Here is an 18,649-nt window from a genome sequence, read left to right as displayed (position 1 = left end):
TACAAATATGAGATGCACCCAACTCAATCCTCCTGTATCCACTGGATATGCTGAGGCAATAACTTAGCCAAATCATAGCGCTGTAGAATCGTTTCCCTGGCATTCTCCCGTATCCGAGCCATCTTGTCCCGATTATCCAGAGCTTCCTCCACCCGATCCGCAATGTCCTCTGGAGAGAAAAAGTCTACCAATAATCCATTGACCCTGTTTTCTATTACCTCGATCACCGGAGCAGTATTAGAGCCAACCACCAAACACCCTGTAGCCATTGACTCTAGGATCGACCAGGACAAGACGAAGGGATAGGTCAGATAAATATGGACAGAGGAAGCTTGCAGGACTTTCAGATATTCTGAGTAGGGCAGTAAGCCAGTAAAGTGGACTCTCTCTAAATCCAGAGGCACCTTTTCCAACATCAATTCCTTGTAGGTTTTGCCATCTGCTAGAGGTTTGCTATAGAAAATCCGATTATCCCCCACCACCACCACATGACACCTTGGTCGTCGCTGCTGGAGAATCCCCACCGCTTCCATAAATTGGGGAAACCCCCGGTAAGGTTCCATCCCCCGTCCGACATAGGTGATCAGTTCCTCAACCTCGGACAGGTCTAAGTCGATCCGAGGCAGAACTAATTTCGCTCCAGGCTTGGGTTTAAAGAACTCCGTGTCAATGCCATCATGACGCACAGTGATTTTGCTGTGGAACTCCCGTGGAAACTGGCAATGCTGATAGTAGGTGGGAGACAATCCGCGATCGCAACTGACTAAGCTGATTAACATTGAGGCATTTTTGGTCCGAATCCGGGTTTCATCGTCATAGGTCAGGGGGTCAGAGGGATCAAAGTCAAAATTTGACCCATGGGCATGGTAAAACCACTCGCAGTAGCACAGCAGTTTTGCCTGGGGGAAAACGTCTTTGATATATAGCGTCGAGCCCCAACCCCCATGACCATAAACCACATCAGGAACAAATCCCTCAGACTTCAGCCTGGTACATAGGTGATAGACTGCTTGACCCTCATGGATATCTCTTTGCAGCTGGTGAAGGTAGTAGTGAGTTGTAGGACCAACTGTCTTCACAGCGCTGTAGATGGCTTTGGAAACCTTAGGCAATTTCCCTGCTCTGCGCTGAGTGCCAAAAATAACCTGATTAGTATCATCTTGGGCTAATGCCTTAGCGAGGTGAGAAAATTGGGCGAAGGACTTGGGATGGAGGAATAGAATACGCATCTTAAGTAGTAGTTAAGTTCATGTAGGGTGGGCAGTGCACCAGAGCGATTCGGAAGCTTGCCATCGGGTTGCTAGGCACTGCCCACCCTACGATTAATCGGTTAAGTTGATGTAGTTAAGTTGATGTAGTTGATGTCCGGTGGGCAGTGCACCAGAGGGATTCCTGTGCTTGCCATGGCGTTGCTAGGCACTGCCCACCCTACGATTAATCTTCTGACGACTCCCGACTCCCGACTCCCGACTCCCGACCCTCCCCTAGATTATCGGTATTCAACCAAACTTGAGATTAGTCCAGTGCCTGACCCACAAAGTCGCCAGATGCTGGATTATGGGGATTATAATAGTTATATTTGATGCCTCGACATAAACGATAATATCCATAGGGCAAGCAGTTTTCTTGGGGCAACGGTGCAATAGTATCGTCTTCTAGTAATGTGTAAACCTCTGCTTCAGACTTAGGCTCATAAACACACCCCAGTCCAGAGTACATATTGTCCCCCAGAAGTACAGAGGGTTTACCCCAGTAAGCCGCTTCAGCACCAATGGTTGAATTATAGGTAACCACCACATCGGCCCAGTCCACTAATGCATAGGAATCAACCTTTGAATCCGGGGGAATAACCTCGACATTTTTTCCCGTCAAAGAATTCCACCAATTGCGGTCTTCTAATGACTTTTTCTGAAGGTTAGGATGGACTCTAATGGTCAGATAACAATCGATCTGATTAGATGCCCAGGTGATCAGAGACGTTACGGCTTCCCTTTGATTCTTAAAAATTGGATGCTTGACCAAGTCCCCAATGGCAGCAAATTCATCATCACTAGCAGAGTAGTAGACAATCTGACGATCATTACTCCTTTGCTCAGGTACGATACCTTTTTGTTGGTCAGAGGTATAATTAGTCGATCCAATTCCCTCTCCCTGCCTTCTATTCTTATAAAAGGTATGTGCTAACTCTTCTCTATCCATAGCAGCCCGTTGCCAATAGCTTTGGATATGTTCACGCATATAGGCAAAATCATGAGGGGGCTGATCAAACAGTTCGTATTGCTGATAGCTTCCTCCCGCTTCATAGTATTGAACCTCAACACCAAGCTGTTTAGCGGCTTCAAATATCCCTTTAACAGACGCAAAGCGTCCATTAAAAGCAATTATTTTCTGGGGGTTATACTTGAGAATAAGTGCCCGAGCCTTTTCATAAACCATTGCTGAACATTGCAACAACCGTTGTATAAGGGGATAATGCTCATTAGGATCGGGATCCAAGCAGTGCGTGTGCCAGATCAGGGAAGAGACAGTAGCTAAACCCAGAACAGCGTCGTTGTAATTGTAAGCTCTGAGCTCTCTTAAATTATGGGGAGCATTTTGGACATAGTCTTGGATAGTTAACCGAGTTTTTTCTGATACAAAATCTTCCTCTAAAGTGGTTACGCCATAGTTTCTTAAAATGCTTTCCACTTTCCAGACTTTATGTTTCCAACTCCGTTTTCCAAATTTTTGAAAACGTCTACTGGGAAGGAATCGAATGTCATCGGGATTATCCAGATGGAGAAACGAAAATCCGGTCTTCTTCCCGGCAACTGCTGCAGTTATAGCAATTTCTCCAGCAGTTCCTAGACGAGGAGTAAAGGCAAATGACTCAATTACTAATAAATCCATAGGATAGCGTTTTTATTTGAGATGTGAATATAGTTTTGGGAAAGGCAAGAGGCATGCATGCTAGAGGCAAGAGGCAAGAAAGCAGGGAGTTGATGTAGGGTGGGCAGTGGACCAGAGAGATTCCTTTGCTGGCCATAACCTTGGTAGGCACTGCCCACCAAAGATTAATCGGTTAAGTAGGGAGTAGGGAGTAGGGAGTAGGGAGTAGGGAGTAGGGAGTAGGGAGTTGATGTAGGGTGGGCAGTTGATGTAGGCTGGGCAGTTGATGTAGGCTGGGCAGTTCACCAGAGAGATTTCAAAGCTGGCCATAACGTTACTAGGCACTGCCCACCTTACGATTAATCGGTTAAGTTAATGTAGTAGGGAGTAGGGAGTAGGGAGTAGGGAGTAGGGAGTTGCTAGTGGTGCTTCAGGGACGGGCTCGCCATTATTTTCCGTCTCTTCGCTGGTGAGGACAGCCCGTCCCGTAACGCACCACCAGCTCAAATAGCTTTAATCAGATGCACCCGAGTTCATGTAGGGTGGGCAGTGCACCAGACCGATTCCGAAGCTGGCCATAGCGTTGCTAGGCACTGCCCACCCGAAGATTAATCTCTGCTGCCCCATCTCCCCATCTCCCCATCTCCCCACCCTCCCCACCCCTAGATTACGGGTATTCAACCAGACTTGATATTAGTCCAGTGGCTCGCCCAAAAAGTCCCCAGTCCATACAGTCTTTGGATTATAATAGTTATAGGTCATACCGAAACTTAAAAAATAATATCCATAGGGCAAGCAGGTTTCTTGGGGCAGCGGTGCTAGAGTATCGTTCTCTAGTAATGAGTAAACCTCTGCTTCAGACCTAGGCTGATAAACACAGCCTAGGCCAGAGTATTTACTGTCCCCCAGAAGTACAGAGGGTTTACCCCAGTAAGCTGCTTCCACACCAGTTGTTGAACCATAGGTAACCACCACATCGGCCCAGTCCATTAAGGCATAGGAGTCAACCTTGGAATCCGGGGGAATAACCTGGACATTTTTTCCGTTCCAAGACTGCCACAAGTTGCGGTCTTCTAATGACTTTTTCTGATGTTGAGGATGGACTCTAATGCTCAGATAACAATCGATCTGATTAGATGCCCAAGTGATCAGAGACTCTATGGCTTCCGTTTGATTCTTAAAAATTGGAGGCTTGATCAAGTCGCCAACGGCAGCAAATTCATCATCACTAGAAGAGTAGTAGACAATCTGACGATGATTGCTGGTTTTCCCAGGGACGAGACCTTTTTGCTGCTTAGAGGTAAAGTTAGTCAAGCCAATTCCCTCTCCCTGCCTTCTATTCTTAAAAAATGCATGTCCTAACTCTTCTCTATCCATACCAGCCTGTTGCCAATAGGTTTTGATTTTTTCGCGCAAATAGGCAAAATCATGAGGGGGCTGATCAAACAGTTCGTATCGCTCATAGGTGGCTCCCCGTTCAGAGTATTGAACCTCAACACCAAGCTGTTTAGCGGCTTCAAAGATTCCTTTTTTGGAAGCAGTTCGTCCATTCCAAGCAATTACTTTCTGAGGGTTATATTTGAGAATAAGTGCCCGGGCCTTTTCATAAACCATTGCTGAACATTGCAACAATCGTTGTATAAGGGGATAATGCTGATCAGGATCCGGCTCCGTGGATTTCGTGAGGGTAATCAGGGAAGAGACTGTAGCTAAACCCAGAGCAGCGTCCTTGTAGTTGTAGGCTCTGAGCTCCCTTAAACTATGAGGAGCATTTTGGACATAGTCTTGAATAGTTAACCGAGCATTTTCTGACAAAAATTCCTCTGGTAAAGTGGTTACGCCATAGTTGCTTAAAATGCTTTCCACTTTCCATACTTTCTGTTTCCAACTTCGTTTTCCAAACCGTTGAGGCTGTCTATTGGAAATCCATCGAGGGTCTTCCGGATTATCCACATGGAGAAACGAAAATCCGGTCTTTTTCCCGGCAACTGCTGCATTGATAGCAATTTCTCCAGCAGTTCCTAGAGCAGGACTAAAGGAAGATGACTCAATTAGCAATACATCCATAATATAGCGGTTTTAAATTGGGTGAGGTACATTTTTTTAGGGAGTAGGGAGTAGCGAATAGGGAGTAGGGGGGAAGAGGGTGGGGAGATTGGAAGATGGGGAGATGGGGAGAACAGAAGTTCATGTAGGGTGGGCAGTGCACCAGAGAGATTCCTTTGGTTACCAATCCCCTTGCTAGGCACTGCCCACCAAAGATTAATCCTGTTAAGTTCATGTAGTTCATGTAGGGTGGGCAGTGCACCAGAGAGATTATTTTGCTGGCCATAGCGTTAGTAGGCACTGCCCACCAAAGATTAATCTAGTTCATGTAGGGTGGGCAGTGCACCAGAGAGATTCCTTTGGTTACCAATCCCCTTGTTAGGCACTGCCCACCAAAGATTAATTCTGTTAAGTTCATGTAGTTCATGTAGGGTGGGCAGTGCACCAGAGAGATTATTTTGCTGGCCATAGCGTTAGTAGGCACTGCCCACCCGAAGATTAATCTCCCTAAAACCTACATTCATCAAACTAAAAGCTCTAGGAGTGCATGTAGGGTGGGCAGTGCACCAGAGAGATTCATTTGCTTACCAATCCCGTTGCTAGGCACTGCCCACCAAAGATTAATCTGAATCCTGTTAAGTTCATCTAGGTGGGCAGTGCCAATCCCGTTGCTAGGCACTGCCCACCCGAAGATTAATCTCTCTAAAACCTACATTCATAAAACTAAAAGCTCTAGTCAGTCCATCAGCTATCCATAAAGTTCTCTTTAGGAATCATGTCTAAAGTATGCGGATTATAATATTTATATTTAATGCCGTGACATACACTATAATATCCATAGGGCAAGCAGGTTTCTTGGGGCAGCGGTGCGATCTTATCGTTCTCTAGTAATGGGTAAACCTCTGCTTCAGACCTAGGCTCATAAACACACCCCAGCCCAGAGTATGTACTTTCCCCCACAAGTACAGAGGGTTTACCCCAGTAAGCCGCTTCCACACCAGTTGTTGAACCATAGGTAACCACCACATCGGCCAAGTCCATTAAGGCATAGGAGTCAACCTTGGAATCCTGGGGAATAACCTGGACATTTTTTCCCGTCAAAGAATTCCACCAGTTGCGGTCTTCTAATGACTTTGTCTGAAGGTGAGGATGGACTCTAATGGTCAGATAACAGTCCATGCGATTAGAGACCCAAGTGATCAGATACTGTACTGCTTCTTTTTGATTCTTAAAAATTGGATGCTTGACCAAGTCCTCAATGGCAGCATATTCATCATCACTAGAAGAGTAGTAGACAATCTGACGATGATTGCTCCTTTGCCCAGGTACCAGACCTTTTTGCTGGTCAGACGTAAAAATACTCGAGCCAATGCCCTCTCCCTGCCTTCTATTCCTATAAAAGGCATGTCCTAACTCTTCTCTATCCATACCAGCCTGTTGCCAATAGGTTTTTACTTGTTCGCGGATATAGGCAAAATCATGAGGGGGCTGATCAAACAGTTCGTATCGGTCTTTGGTGGCTCCCCGTTCATGGTATTGAACCTCAACACCAAGGTGTTTAGCGGCTTCAACTATCGCTTTCTTGGAAGAAGTTCGTCCATTCCAAACACTTATTTTCTGAGGGTTATACTTGAGAATAAGTGCCCGAGTCTTTTCATAAACCATTGCTGAACATTGCAACAATTCTTGTATAAGGAGATAATACTTATTAGGATCGGGCTCCAAGGATTTCAGCATGCTAATCAGGCAAGAGACAGTAGCTAAACCCAGAGCAGCGTCCTTGTAGTTGTAGGCTTTGAGCTCGCTTAAACTATGAGGAGCATTTTGGACATAGTCTTCGATAGTTAACCGAGTTTTTTCTGACAAAAAGTCGTCCGGTAAAGTGGTTACGCCATAGTTTCTTAAAATACTTTCCATTCTCCATAGTTTGTGTTTCCAACTTCGTTTTCCAAACGCTTGACACTGTCTATTGGAAATCCATCGACGATCCTCCGGATCATGGACATAGATAAAACAAAATCCTGCCTTCTTCCCGGCAACTGCTGCATTAGTAGCAATTTCTGCAGCAGTTCCTTGAGCAGCAATTAAGGAAGATGTCTCAATTACTAATAGATCCATACTATAAAACCTCTTACTTTAATATTCTGAGCAACCTAAGTACCTGTGGGGAGTGTGGGGCGGGGGCGCGGGGAGTGTGGGGAGTGTGGAGCGGGGGCGCGGGGAGTTCATGTAGGGTGGGCAGTGCACCAGACAAATTCCTTTGCTGGCCATCGGGTTGGTAGCCACTGCCCACCCTACCATTAATCGGTTAAGTTGATGTCGGTGGGCAGTGCACCAGACAAATTCCTTTGCTGGCCATCGGGTTGGTAGCCACTGCCCACCCTACCATTAATCGGTTAAGTTGATGTCGGTGGGCAGTGCACCAGACAAATTCCTTTGCTGGCCATCGGGTTGGTAGCCACTGCCCACCCTAGGATTAATCGGTCGAGTTGATGTCGGTGGGCAGTGCAACAGACAAATTGCTTTGCTTGCGATCGCGTTAGTAGCCACTGCCCACCCTAGGATTAATCTCCCCGACTCCCGACTCCCGACTCCCGACTCCCGACTCCCTAAAACCCTATAGTTAACAATCAGACATTAATCTATGGTCTCGTTGGAATTCACCCCTTCCGAAAGTGAAACTAAAGCTTAACGTACCAGATAGCGGTACATAGACTTCATCGGGTTGAATAGTACCATCACCGTTTAAGTCAATTGCCAGTGGCGTACCTATACTGTATGGGATATTACCAAGAGTGACTGTAAATCCATTTAGTTGAAAGCGACCGCCCATGATGCGACCCATCATCTGGGAGTCCTTTAGTTCAGTCAAACCGTTTTCCCGAGAAACATTGAGGTCAGAAATAGTGATCATAGTGAGTAAATCTCAACCGTAAATCGGCTGTGAATTGGTTTCCTTGACTAATCAAGTAGAAACAGTTATTACCGCTGATCACCGTTCCACCTAGTGCAGGCTGGCAGAAATCCCTCACCAGCTGCCATCAGTGGAAATCCTTGATAGTAAAACTATAGCAATTTTCAATTGGCTGAGGTACTTTTATTATTGTCGGGAGTCGGGAGTCGGGAATCGGGAGATGAGAAGCGCTATAATTCATAATCAATTATGAATTATTAATAAACATACTATAGCAATTCTACGACTTGTGAGGTACAAATTTCTGGTTTTTAGGGAGCAGGGAGCAGGGAGCAGGGAGCAGGGACTTCGGAAGAGGGAAGAGGGAAGAGGGAAGAGGGAAGAGGGAAAAGGGAAAAGGGAAAAGGGAAGAGGGAAGAGGGAAGAGGGAAGAGGGAAAAAATAATGTGTACCTCATGAGTCCTATAAACGCTATATATAAAAACCTGGTTAAAATTAGTCTAAAACCCGTTAAATTTTACTTTCATCCAGAATTATTACGGAGCATAATCCTACAGCAGAGCGGAAATAAATACACCATTAAAAACGTTTGATGTTTGAGGTTTTAATTCCGCGCAGCTGTAGTAATACCAAGTTCGATATAGCGTTTGTATTGGAGATGTAAACCTAGGAGGTTTTTTTTTACTGTCCAATAAAACTGAGGATCTCTTTCCCCTATTGCCTATTGCCTATTGCCTCTTGCCTTTTTTACAACCCAGATACAAATGCTATAGTGGTACACAAGTAGTGATTCTAGCTCCCGTTACCTTGAGCAGACCGTAGCCAAACCACTACATCTTTACCACTACCAATCTTCGGGACAATCCTCGGTTGAGGTATGAGCGGGTTCAGCCTTCTTCAGTTGGCTAAAATCAATATCGAACCCGAAAGTTCCAGTCAAGGGTGTGAATATTTCAGTGGGTTCAATCGTACCATCAGCGTCTAAGTCGAATGCCACTTGGTTACCGAGACCAAATCCTATGCCACGGACACGTAAAGTAAAGCCGCCGATGATGTGACCCATCATTTCGGCATCCTTCAGTTCAGTCAAACAGTTTTCCCGAGAAACATTGAGGTCAGAAATAGTGATCATAGTTGGTAAATCTCCTGTGAATTGGTTTCTTTGACTAATCAGGGAGAAAAATTTATTCCCTCAATTACATTTACCTGGAGTGCAGGGTGGCAGAAATCCCTTACCGGCTGCCATCAGTCGAAATTCTTGGTATTAAAGAAATTCATCCTACCCTACAAGGGACGCTATCCGACGAACATCCTTCTGACTTCTGACTTCCAGGTAGCGAAGGCTATTCTGCACAAGACTCTACAGATAGCTGGTAAAAATTAGTCTAAAACTCCAGTGGTTGAATCTTAATGTCCACCAGAGGTCTTACGGAACTTAGTAGTGTGATTACAAGCCAAGCAGGTCGCCAAAATCAATACTAATCTGGCTGGTGAATGAAAAGGGGTTGAAGACTTCATTGGGTTCAATCGTACCATCATTGTCTAAGTCGACTGCCAGTGAGTTACCCAAGTTACCCCTGAAACCAAAATTTAAGGTAAAAAAGCCACCCATGATGTGACCCATCATCTCCGCGTCCTTGATTTCATTCAAACAGTTTTTCCTAGAAATATTGAGATCATAAATAGCGACCATAGTTGTTAAATAACCCTTTGCTTTGTTTGAAAAATCAGGGAAAAAAAATTTATTACCCCTGATTAGATTTACCCCGAGTCTAGGGCGGCAGAAATCCCTCACCAACTGCCATCAGTCGAAATACTTGGTATTAAAGAAATTCATCCTTGATACTTCTGACTTCCAGGTAGCGAAGGCTATTCTGCACAAGACTCTACAGAGCTCTGGTTAAAATTAGTCTGATTAATTTGCACCAGAGGTCTTATGGAGGCTATTAGTGTGAGTTGCGCTGGAGCAGGTCACCAAAATCAATACTGAACCCTAAAGTTCCACGGAAGGGTGAGAAGATTTCACCGGGTTCAATGGTACCATCAGCGTCTAAGTCAACTGCCAGTTGGTTACCGAGGCTAAATCCGATGCCACCTATACTTAAGTTGAAAAAGCCACCGATGATGTGACCCATCATTTCAGCATCCTTCAGTTCAGTCAAACAGTTTTCCCTAGAAACATTGAGGTCAGAAATAGTGATCATAGTTAGTAAATCTCCTGTGAATTGATTTGCTAAAGTAGTCAGGGAGAAAAATTATTCCCCCTGATTAGATTTACCCCGAGTCCAGGGTGGCAGAAATCCTTCACCAGCTGCCATCAGTCGAAATCCTTGGTATTAAGGAAATTCATCCTTGATACTTCTGACTTCCAGGTAGGGAAGGCTATTCTGCACAAGCCTCTACAGACCTCTGGTGAAATAAAGTCTGATTAATGTCCACCAGAGGTCTTACGGAGCCTATTAGTGTGAGTTGCGCTGGAGCAGGTCACCAAAATTAATACTGAACCCTAAAGTTCCACGGAAGGGTGAGAAGATTTCACCGGGTTCAATGGTACCATCAGCGTCTAAGTCGAATGCCAGTTGGTTACCGAGGCTAAATCCGATGCCACCTATACTTAAGTTGAAAAAGCCACCGATGATGTGACCCATCATTTCAGCATCTTTCAGTTCAGTTAAACAATTTTCCCTAGAAATATTGAGGTCAGAAATAGTAATCATTGCTAGTAAATCTCCTGGAATTTAGCTTTATTTTGTGTTTTGTTTGAGGTTTGTTTGTTCCTCATCACAATTACATACTAGGTGTTTTTTTTTAGGGATGCAAGGGGTTTTCCAAAGGGTTAGGGACATTAAAAATGCATTGTGTCTTTTGGGGATTAGGTAAGCATTCAGCTGTCAGCTGAATGCTGTCAGCTGTCAGCTGAATGCTTAAACTAAACCTTTTTGGCCTATGGCCACGCTACGGGAACGGGCGAATTTAATAGTTCGAGAAAGTTTGGGTAAAAGCCCATCTAAGCCTTCAGCCTTTGGCCACAGGCCTTTGGAACCTCAAGTAGCGTGCCCATAGCCCATAACAAATTAAGTAGCGTGCCCGTAGCCCATAAGCTTATTGCTGATAGCTGATTGCTAATCCGTGCCAGCCTTTTGCCTGGAATACTATGGGATTATTATTCACTTAGAGAAATCGCTAGTTAGGGAAATTCCGGACATAATTATTGCTGTTTTTTCTTTTGTTCTTTTATTTGTTTTGGAAGAAAAAGAATGAAGCGGTCTTTAGGGAGTCGGGAGTCGGGAGTCGGGAGTCGGGAGTCGGGAGTCGGGAATCGGGAGTCGGGAGTCGGGAGAAGAGTGTGGGGAGTGTGGGGCGGGGGCGCGGGGAGTGTGGGGCGGGGGCGCGGGGAGTGTGGGGAGTGTGGGAGATGGGGGAGTGTGGGAGATGGGGGAGTGTGGGGAGTGTGGGGAGATCTCACAGGGGTAGGTTTTTAAGAAAGACATGAGTCTGGGGTGACTGGGTGTGCGGTGATTGGAAGGGATGCAGTGCTACTCCCTACTGTTTTATATATGCTCGCGTTTGTGATACTGATCAGGTATAGCGCTACGCGCAAGGCAAAAGGCATGCATGCAAAAGTTGACTAGACCTCTTGCAAAAGTATTTTTCTAATAGTGTTTGGGTCAATTCTTGTCCACTGTTCCGAGATCCGCTGTTCCCTGTTCCCGACAACTGCCGCGAAGTCTACTAAAAGAGCTTTTGCTGCTTGTATCAATGTCAAACACCTTAATGCGTAGTGCTATAGATTCAATTTTCGCCACCCCTACTGCCTACTGCCTACTGCCTACTCCCTGATCCCTTACATATGCGATCGCGTTTGTAATCCTGAAATGGTCCAGTGAATTTTCCCCACCTCGACTGGGATTTTCCTACTCGGATATCTATAGCATTTGTATCTGGGTTGTAAATACACTTGCCGAAAAAGGCATGCATGCATGCTAGAGGCAAGAGGGGAAAGAGATCCTCAGTTTTATTGGATAAGAAAAAAAGACCATACAGGTTTACATCTCAAATACAAACGCTATATGCGTACGCGAAAGTGCTGGTGAAATGGTATAGCGCTACGCGCAAGGCATGCATGCATGCATGCATGCAAAAGTTGACAATAACAGCTTTTGCTGCTTGTATCAATGTCAAACACCTTAATGCGTAGTGCTATACAGTCCATTTTCCCCACCCCGACTGGGATTTCCGGACAGTTTGATAGATGCGTACGCGAAAGTGTTGGTGAAATGGTCCAGTCAATTTTTCCCACCCCGACTGGGATTTCCGGAGTGTTTGATAGATGCGATCGCTTTTGTATTGGTGAAATACTCCAGTGAAATTTCCCTACCCCGACTGGGATTTCCGGACGGTTTGATAAATGCGTACGCTTTTGTATTGCTGAAATGGTTAAGTGGATTTTCCCCACTCCGACTGGGATCTACCGACGGTTTGATAAATGCGTACGCTTTTGTATTGCTGAAATAGTTCAGTGAAATTTTCCCACCCCGACTGGGATTTCCGGACGGTTTGATAAATGCGTACGCTTTTGTATTGCTGAAATGGTTAAGTGGATTTTCCCCACTCCGACTGGGATCTACCGACGGTTTGATAAATGCGTACGCTTTTGTGTTGGTGAAATGGTAAAGTCAATTTTCCCCACCCCGACTGGGATCTCCGGACGGTTTGATAGATGCGATCGCTTTTGTGTTGGTGAAATGGTAAAGTCAATTTTCCCCTCCCTGACTGGGAGCTCGGGACTGTTTGATAGATGCGATCGCGTCTGTAATCGTGATCAGCTCCAGTCAATTTCCCCCACCCCAATTCCCGATTCCCGATTCCCGACTCCCGACTCCCGTTCCCCTCCTGGGAGGGGTTAGGGGTGGGTTCCGACTCCCGACTGCTGGTGAAATAGTTCAGTGAATTTTCCCGGCATTTGGTGAATCTTGGGATGAACATTAGTAGGGTGGGCATCCTGCCTGCCCGAGGATTGATAACAGGCAAGATGCCCGTTCCACCAAGATGCCCGTTCCACCAAGATGCCGATTCTACTGGGTTATCTATGGGTACGCGAAAGTGCTCGTGATCTGGTTCAGTCAATTTTGGCCACCTCTACTTTCTAGTGGGTTATTTATGCGATCGCGTCTGTAATCGTGATCAGCTCCAGTCAATTTCCCCCACCCCTACTCCCATCTCCCATCTCCCGATTCCCTACTCCCTACTCCCTACTCCCTACTCCCTACTCCCTACTCCCTACTCCCTACTCCCTAATTTATTAGTAATTTAACATTTTGTTGAAATTCAAAATATTAACTTATTTAAAGTTTCAACTATAATTGACATTAACGTCGTCAAAGTATACAATAAATATATTGCAATTTTCAGCAAAAGGAAACGAATCATTATGGATCAAAATTTCGTCCCCAACCCTGGTGATAATCCCAACCAGCCTAGTGTACCTAACCCCTCTGGTGAGGGACAGCGACGACGGGAACAAATCAAACATATCTTAATTGGTTCTCCCCAAGCTGTTCAGAACACAATTTCTACACTTTATGCCCTTGGTTACGCCCAGGTCAATGATTGGAGCACACCTCAACCTACTGAAAATCCTGGAGAGGTGATCAGTATTTTGATTCGATATGTGCTGCTAGATTAAGCTAGATTAAGATAGTAATTTGCCAGGGATTCCAATCCCTGGCTAAAACAAAACCTCAAGTTTCAAGAATAATGTAGTGTGTTGTAGATTCCGACAATTGACCGGCTAAGTAAAGCACAACTAACATGATGGGATGGTTTTACTTACTAGTCGATTGAAGTGCAGCTAAGCTGTGAAGCGTTGAAAATTGCAATAAAAAATGCGGTCAAGGATTGGCGTTAACCAAAACTTGACCGCATTTTTTTTTAAGGAAAGCGGGAGTAAAAACTGAAGTCGGTTCCTCTAAACTGCCTGATTTATGGGTAGTTTAGAGGAACAAATTGCTGAATATCGCGGTTTCCAACCTAATGAGGTACACAGGATTTTTTCCAACTTCCGACTTCCGACTTCCTCTTGGTGTGCGTTCAAGCTTAGCTTTTAAAAAGCGCGGGGTCGCACCGCTTTCTTCCCTGCTCCCTACTCCCTGCTCCCTGCTCCCTGTACTGTTATGTAACCTCAGGTCAACCTTCAGCAAAAACTCCCCCCTTAACGAGATTGGGGGGAGTAATCTTTCAGCACTAATTATCTAGTGCCTTTATAAGCTAGTTGTTGTTGCCTAAATTGAGCCTGTTGCCCAAAGTGAATGTGATTGTCGGAGTGATTGTGAATCTCGGAGTGGTCACATTAGAGTTGGTATTAGCGCGCCGCCGCCGTGCAGCAGCAGCTGCCAGCGCCAACAAGAAGAAGATACCACCGTTGATTTGATCCATCGCCACATCTGTATCCTTGAGCTCAGTCAAAAAGCTCTCTGATTCCTGAGCAACGGAAAGATCATTAATTGCAATACGTGCCATTGAGAAAAATCTCCTTATGAATTGGTTTAGTTTGGAACGAAATTTTCCACACTCCACCAACTAGAATCCTGGAGATTCTTTCTGGGTGATTAACTCTATAGGCTCCTAGTTGGAGTTACCCATACCTACAATCGAGTTTTGGGATAACCCAAGACCCTAGGGAGTGTTAAGCACCGTGTTTATCCTGGTAACCACAAACTATGGAAGTAAGGGCACCCTGAATAACGCCAAAACAGCTATCTTACCGATGGGGGAAGAATTCAACTTGCCACCCATTTATTTTTTTTCGTTCTCTGGAGAGTAGAATAATTCATTTACTGAAGAAAATCAAGTCCTAGGGCGGATAATTTTTTAAATATGAAGTAAGGATGAATTATGAAGACTAAATTATGAAGTAAGGATGAATTATGAAGACTAAACTAGGAATTATGAAAGATCAATTGTGAAAGATCAATTATGAATTCTAGGGTTTCTAAAATAAATGAGGTACAGTCTTTATTGGCGTTGATTGGCTTTAAGACCTTCTTGTCTGGCGGCCAAATGCCTTTCCTCTCCTGGTCGGGGTTATATCATGTCCGGATAATTAGTGATAAAACACCTTCTGGGATTAAACCTTACTCCTTTCCTTCTGCCTTCTGCCTTCTGCCTTCGATTCGCGGCTTGTGTAAGTATTCAACCGGACATGATATTACCTATTCGTAACGTTAGGTCAACCTTCAGCAAAAACTCCCCCCTTAACGAGATTGGGGGGAGTAATCTTTCAGCACTAATTATCTAGTGCCTTTATGAGCTAGCTGCGGCCGAAAGTGAATGTGATTGTCGGAGTGAATGTGAATCTCGGAGTGGTTGTGACTGTCGGAGTGGTTGTGACTGTCGGAGTGAAAGTCACATTACGACTGATAGTAATGTTGCCTGGCTGGAACAAGCGTCCCAATAAGAATCCGAATAAACCACCGTTGATTTGCTCCATCGCCACATCTGTATCCTTGAGCTCAGTCAAAAAGCTCTCTGATTCCTGAGCAACGGAAAGATCATTAATTGCAATACGTGCCATTGAGGAAAGTCTCCTTATGAATTGGTTTACTTTGGAACGAAAATTTCCACACTCCACCAACCAGAATCCTGGAGATTCTTTCTGGGTGATTAACTCTATAGGCTCCTAGTTGGAGTTACCCATACCTACAATCGAGTTTTGGGATAACCCAAGACCCTAGGGAGTGTTAAGCACCGTGTTTAACCTGGCAACCACAAACTATGAAAGTAAGGGCACCCTGAATAACGCCAAAACAGCTATCTTACCGATGGGGGCACAATTAAACTTGCCACCCATTTATCTTTTTCGTTCTCTGGAGAGTAGAATAATTCATTTACTGGAGAAAATCAAGTCCTATGAAGCATGAATTATTAAATATAAATTAAGTATGAATTATGAAAAATAAATCATGAAGTAAGCATAAATTATGAAGAATAAACTAGGAATTGTGAAAGATAAATTGTGAAAAATAAATTATGAATTATAGCGCTTATAAAAACTAACAATTCTCCAACTCATAAGGTACAATTTTATGGGTTTTAGGAAACAGGGAACAGGAAGCAGGGAGCAGGTAATAGGTAATAAGCAAAAAAATTTCTGTACCTCATAGCTATGATAAACGCTATATAGTGGTTTTTAATTGGGTGAGGTACAGAGTCCTGGATTTTAGGGAACAGGGGATCTCGCCACAGAGAAGAGGGAATAGCGATGCAGTCGCGAATGGGGTAAACAACACTAGTGCGGCCTTGAGGGTTTCCCCCAAGACCGCACTGGTTCCCCAAGACTGCGCTGTATCCCTTGTCGAAAATTATCCCCATCTGGCCATCTATCTTTTACGACAATGAAACAGCCCTGCCAATCCTGGGGGAGAAAAGTAAGTTAAAGTCCCCGAAAGTTGGGGGATAATGGTATCATTACCAAAACCAGACGATATAAATTAATACATGAATGATACCCCCACCTGCGTTCGCGAGGTGGGGGTATCCGTCTTGATTACAAGGGTTTATCCCTCGCGACAGGCGGCATCCTCGCGCCTGCTTCCAGGACTTTTGCTGGCATGTTCCCCCAAGTCGTTTCCGCTATGGGGCTTATTCATTCAAAACAGGATCCCCCCTAGGAACAAACCTAAGAAAAATCCCCCGAACGGCAGCCGCCGCAGAAATCGGCGGCTACCACCGTTGATTTCGTCCATCGCCACATCTGTATCGTTGAGCTCAGTCAAAAAGCTCTCTGATTCGTGAATATCATTAATTGTTATACGTGCCATTGAAGCAAATCTCCTGATCAATTGGTTTAGTTTGGAACGAGAATTTGCACACTCCACCCACTAGAACCCTGGAGACTCTTTTTTAGTGATTAACTCTATAGGCTCCTAGTTGGAGTTACCCATACCTATAATCGAGTTTTGGGATAACCCAAGACCCTAGTGAGTGTTAAGCACCGTGTTTAACCTGGCAACCACAAACTATGAAAGTAAGGGCACCCTGAATAACGCAAAAACAGCTATCTTACCGATGGGCGCACAGTTAAACTTGCCACCCATTTATTTTTTTTCGTTCTCTGGAGAGTAGAATAATTCATTGACTGGAGAAAATCAAGTCCTAGGGCGGCTAAATTCTTAAAAAAGTATGAAGTATGAAGGCTAAATTATAAAGGAAGTATGAAGTATGAAGGCTAAATTATAAAGGAAGTATAAATTATGAAGAATAAACTAGGAATTATGAAGGATGAATTATGAATTATTAAAAATAGGATGGATCAGTAGACCTCTTGCAAAAATAGTGTCTTGATGCCGCCCCTCCCCATGAGTAACTACATCAAGACAATGTTTTTAACAATACCAACTTATATCATGTCAGGATAATTACCCTTAATAAAAATCTGCCCCATCTCCCTATCTCCCCACCCTCCCCACCCTCCCCACACTCCCCTAGATTATGGGTATTCAACCGAACATGATATTAGGGGATCTGACAGGGGTAGGTTTTTTGTATTTAGGGATTTCGTCAGATCCCCATTTCCGGCTTCTGACGACTCCCTCGGTGCGCTTGACCCGTAATTAAATTCGCCACGGGTCGCACCGCTCCCGACTCCCGACCCATTTGAGAATTCACCCCAAACACAACCAGACCAGAAGCCCATTAACTAAATAAAATACCGCCACTATCTGGGTCTCTGACCAGCCAGAGAGTTCCAGATGATTATGGAACGGTGACATTTTTAATAAACGCTTACCCACCCCATTGGCATCTTTGGTGGCTTTATAGTAACTAACTTGAGCAATTACTGATACGGCTTCTAGGAAGAAAATACCACTAATTATAAATAAACCCCAGAGGTTCCCAGTCAAAAGTCCTACGGCTGCAAGTGCTCCTCCTAGGGCTAGAGAACCGGTATCCCCCATGAATACCTTGGCGGGATTGCGGTTGTGGGCAATAAAACCGAGGCAACTGCCACTCATACAAGCACAGAAGACCATTAAACCAGGGGAGGTCGGAGCAATCAGGGCAGCTAGTCCTAAAAATGCGATCGCACAGGTTCCTGCTGCCAGTCCATCCACTCCATCGGTAAGATTAGTAGCATTACTTTCTGCTAATAGCACAAATATACCCACCGGCCAAAACAAGAATCCCAAGGGTAAGACAATCCCCAAGGGTAGGGTGATGTTAGTGATACTCGCTGGCTGGGTTTGTGCTAACCATATACAAAACAGTAAACTGACCACAATTTGTAAGGCCAGTTTCATTCTCGGGGACATCCCTTTATTAGAGCGGCGTTGGACTACTTGCCAATCGTCCACCCAGCCGATTAACAGATAGCCAAGGGTGGCTAGGGATACCGCTAGGACTGGGGTAAAATCCTGCTGTTGGAGGAATAATCCTGACCACACCAGGGCAATCACCACCGCTACCGGCACAAAAAATATGCCACCCATGGTGGGGGTACCCGCTTTCTGTAAATGGGATTGGGGTCCCTCTTGACGGATAATCTGACCCATTTTGAGTGCTTGTAGAAAGGGGACTGCTCGATATCCAATGCCAGTAGTGACCAGAGCACAGATCAACAGGGGTATCGTGATGGAGTTACCTGCGATCAGGGACCGAGCTGCTGTCCCATCCAGAATTAATGCACCCAGAGTTAAGCCGATTGATAGAATATATAGGAGTTTAGTTCCCGTTAAGTTGAACAACTGCCCAGACAATCGTTTAGAATCTACCACAAGCCTCTTATTCCTTTTTTTTGACCACTCCTCACAAAGATACAATTCC

At 44.9% G+C, this 18,649-nt stretch carries 26 protein-coding genes; 6 read left to right on the top strand and 20 right to left on the bottom strand.

The genetic code is table 11. The features are described from left to right. Positions 1–23 precede the first annotated feature (23 nt). The gene (locus tag F6J90_RS01970; RefSeq protein WP_293090849.1) at positions 24–1,229 is read right to left on the bottom strand and encodes a glycosyltransferase family 4 protein; all 1,206 of its coding nucleotides are present in this window, start codon (positions 1,227–1,229) and stop codon (positions 24–26) included. Positions 1,230–1,361: 132 nt separating this feature from the next. On the opposite strand from F6J90_RS01970, the gene F6J90_RS01965 reads away from it, so the two are divergent. Continuing rightward, positions 1,362–1,583 carry a hypothetical protein gene (locus F6J90_RS01965; protein WP_293090848.1) on the top strand — a complete coding sequence of 74 codons (222 nt, stop codon included), beginning with the start codon at positions 1,362–1,364 and terminating at the stop codon, positions 1,581–1,583. Here F6J90_RS01965 and F6J90_RS01960 read toward each other — a convergent pair. From F6J90_RS01960 to F6J90_RS01900, 13 genes are all read right to left on the bottom strand, one after another. After that, on the bottom strand, positions 1,516–2,889 hold the full coding sequence (locus F6J90_RS01960; protein WP_293090847.1) for a hypothetical protein: 1,374 nt from the start codon (positions 2,887–2,889) through the stop codon (positions 1,516–1,518). The genes F6J90_RS01965 and F6J90_RS01960 overlap by 68 nt on opposite strands. Before the next feature lie 60 nt (positions 2,890–2,949). Then, positions 2,950–3,198, bottom strand: coding sequence for a hypothetical protein (locus F6J90_RS01955; RefSeq protein ID WP_293090846.1), 249 nt, complete (start codon positions 3,196–3,198; stop codon positions 2,950–2,952). Between the two features lie 42 nt (positions 3,199–3,240). After that, entirely contained in the window at positions 3,241–3,375 is a 135-nt protein-coding gene (locus F6J90_RS01950; RefSeq protein ID WP_267876452.1) for a hypothetical protein, read from the bottom strand. Positions 3,376–3,381: 6 nt separating this feature from the next. Next, the gene (locus F6J90_RS01945; RefSeq protein ID WP_293090845.1) at positions 3,382–3,519 is read right to left on the bottom strand and encodes a hypothetical protein; all 138 of its coding nucleotides are present in this window, start codon (positions 3,517–3,519) and stop codon (positions 3,382–3,384) included. A 42-nt stretch (positions 3,520–3,561) separates the two neighbouring features. Next, the gene (locus F6J90_RS01940) at positions 3,562–4,935 is read right to left on the bottom strand and encodes a hypothetical protein (RefSeq protein ID WP_293090844.1); all 1,374 of its coding nucleotides are present in this window, start codon (positions 4,933–4,935) and stop codon (positions 3,562–3,564) included. Beyond that, on the bottom strand, positions 4,920–5,117 hold the full coding sequence (locus F6J90_RS01935) for a hypothetical protein (RefSeq protein WP_293090843.1): 198 nt from the start codon (positions 5,115–5,117) through the stop codon (positions 4,920–4,922). Before F6J90_RS01935 ends, F6J90_RS01940 begins: the two co-directional genes overlap by 16 nt. 541 nt (positions 5,118–5,658) lie before the next feature. Beyond that, complete coding sequence (locus F6J90_RS01930) at positions 5,659–7,032, bottom strand: hypothetical protein (protein WP_293090842.1); 1,374 nt, start codon at positions 7,030–7,032, stop codon at positions 5,659–5,661. 505 nt (positions 7,033–7,537) lie between these two features. Further along, on the bottom strand, positions 7,538–7,828 hold the full coding sequence (locus tag F6J90_RS01925) for a hypothetical protein (RefSeq protein WP_293090841.1): 291 nt from the start codon (positions 7,826–7,828) through the stop codon (positions 7,538–7,540). A 280-nt stretch (positions 7,829–8,108) separates the two neighbouring features. Continuing rightward, positions 8,109–8,285: a hypothetical protein gene (locus F6J90_RS01920; protein WP_293090840.1), complete on the bottom strand. Its 177-nt coding sequence runs from the start codon at positions 8,283–8,285 to the stop codon at positions 8,109–8,111. A gap of 387 nt (positions 8,286–8,672) precedes the next feature. After that, positions 8,673–8,960, bottom strand: coding sequence for a hypothetical protein (locus tag F6J90_RS01915; protein WP_293090839.1), 288 nt, complete (start codon positions 8,958–8,960; stop codon positions 8,673–8,675). Between the two features lie 315 nt (positions 8,961–9,275). Then, positions 9,276–9,479, bottom strand: coding sequence for a hypothetical protein (locus F6J90_RS01910; protein WP_293090838.1), 204 nt, complete (start codon positions 9,477–9,479; stop codon positions 9,276–9,278). Between the two features lie 295 nt (positions 9,480–9,774). Then, positions 9,775–10,032 carry a hypothetical protein gene (locus F6J90_RS01905; protein ID WP_293090837.1) on the bottom strand — a complete coding sequence of 86 codons (258 nt, stop codon included), beginning with the start codon at positions 10,030–10,032 and terminating at the stop codon, positions 9,775–9,777. A gap of 255 nt (positions 10,033–10,287) precedes the next feature. Continuing rightward, positions 10,288–10,545, bottom strand: a complete 258-nt coding sequence (locus F6J90_RS01900) for a hypothetical protein (protein WP_293090836.1) — start codon at positions 10,543–10,545, stop codon at positions 10,288–10,290. A gap of 540 nt (positions 10,546–11,085) precedes the next feature. Here F6J90_RS01900 and F6J90_RS01895 point away from each other — a divergent pair. After that, positions 11,086–11,310, top strand: a complete 225-nt coding sequence (locus F6J90_RS01895; protein WP_293090835.1) for a hypothetical protein — start codon at positions 11,086–11,088, stop codon at positions 11,308–11,310. A gap of 693 nt (positions 11,311–12,003) precedes the next feature. After that, positions 12,004–12,195 carry a hypothetical protein gene (locus tag F6J90_RS01890; RefSeq protein WP_293090834.1) on the top strand — a complete coding sequence of 64 codons (192 nt, stop codon included), beginning with the start codon at positions 12,004–12,006 and terminating at the stop codon, positions 12,193–12,195. 226 nt (positions 12,196–12,421) lie between these two features. Here the strand turns inward: F6J90_RS01890 and F6J90_RS01885 are convergent, their stop codons facing one another. Further along, positions 12,422–12,955, bottom strand: a complete 534-nt coding sequence (locus F6J90_RS01885; protein WP_293090833.1) for a hypothetical protein — start codon at positions 12,953–12,955, stop codon at positions 12,422–12,424. Between the two features lie 53 nt (positions 12,956–13,008). Between F6J90_RS01885 and F6J90_RS01880 the strand changes: the two genes are divergently transcribed. From F6J90_RS01880 to F6J90_RS01870, 3 genes are all read left to right on the top strand, one after another. Beyond that, positions 13,009–13,134: a hypothetical protein gene (locus F6J90_RS01880; RefSeq protein WP_293090832.1), complete on the top strand. Its 126-nt coding sequence runs from the start codon at positions 13,009–13,011 to the stop codon at positions 13,132–13,134. Between the two features lie 125 nt (positions 13,135–13,259). Next, on the top strand, positions 13,260–13,514 hold the full coding sequence (locus F6J90_RS01875) for a hypothetical protein (RefSeq protein WP_293090831.1): 255 nt from the start codon (positions 13,260–13,262) through the stop codon (positions 13,512–13,514). 347 nt (positions 13,515–13,861) lie between these two features. After that, positions 13,862–14,083, top strand: coding sequence for a hypothetical protein (locus F6J90_RS01870; protein ID WP_293090830.1), 222 nt, complete (start codon positions 13,862–13,864; stop codon positions 14,081–14,083). A 12-nt stretch (positions 14,084–14,095) separates the two neighbouring features. Here F6J90_RS01870 and F6J90_RS01865 read toward each other — a convergent pair whose 3' ends face one another. From F6J90_RS01865 to mraY, 5 genes are all read right to left on the bottom strand, one after another. Continuing rightward, the gene (locus tag F6J90_RS01865) at positions 14,096–14,347 is read right to left on the bottom strand and encodes a hypothetical protein (protein WP_293090829.1); all 252 of its coding nucleotides are present in this window, start codon (positions 14,345–14,347) and stop codon (positions 14,096–14,098) included. Between the two features lie 790 nt (positions 14,348–15,137). After that, entirely contained in the window at positions 15,138–15,401 is a 264-nt protein-coding gene (locus tag F6J90_RS01860) for a hypothetical protein (protein ID WP_293090828.1), read from the bottom strand. A 518-nt stretch (positions 15,402–15,919) separates the two neighbouring features. Beyond that, positions 15,920–16,198 (bottom strand): hypothetical protein, encoded by a 279-nt coding sequence (locus F6J90_RS01855; RefSeq protein ID WP_293090827.1) that lies wholly within the window; start codon positions 16,196–16,198, stop codon positions 15,920–15,922. A gap of 278 nt (positions 16,199–16,476) precedes the next feature. Beyond that, positions 16,477–16,647 carry a hypothetical protein gene (locus F6J90_RS01850; protein ID WP_293090826.1) on the bottom strand — a complete coding sequence of 57 codons (171 nt, stop codon included), beginning with the start codon at positions 16,645–16,647 and terminating at the stop codon, positions 16,477–16,479. Positions 16,648–17,490: 843 nt separating this feature from the next. Continuing rightward, entirely contained in the window at positions 17,491–18,600 is a 1,110-nt protein-coding gene (gene mraY / locus F6J90_RS01845) for a phospho-N-acetylmuramoyl-pentapeptide-transferase (protein WP_293090825.1), read from the bottom strand. Positions 18,601–18,649 lie beyond the last annotated feature (49 nt).

This window comes from Moorena sp. SIOASIH (assembly GCF_010671925.1).
Lineage (GTDB): Bacteria > Cyanobacteriota > Cyanobacteriia > Cyanobacteriales > Coleofasciculaceae > Moorena.
Note: the sequence above shows the minus strand (reverse complement) of the source record. Positions and strands in the feature narration are given on the sequence as shown.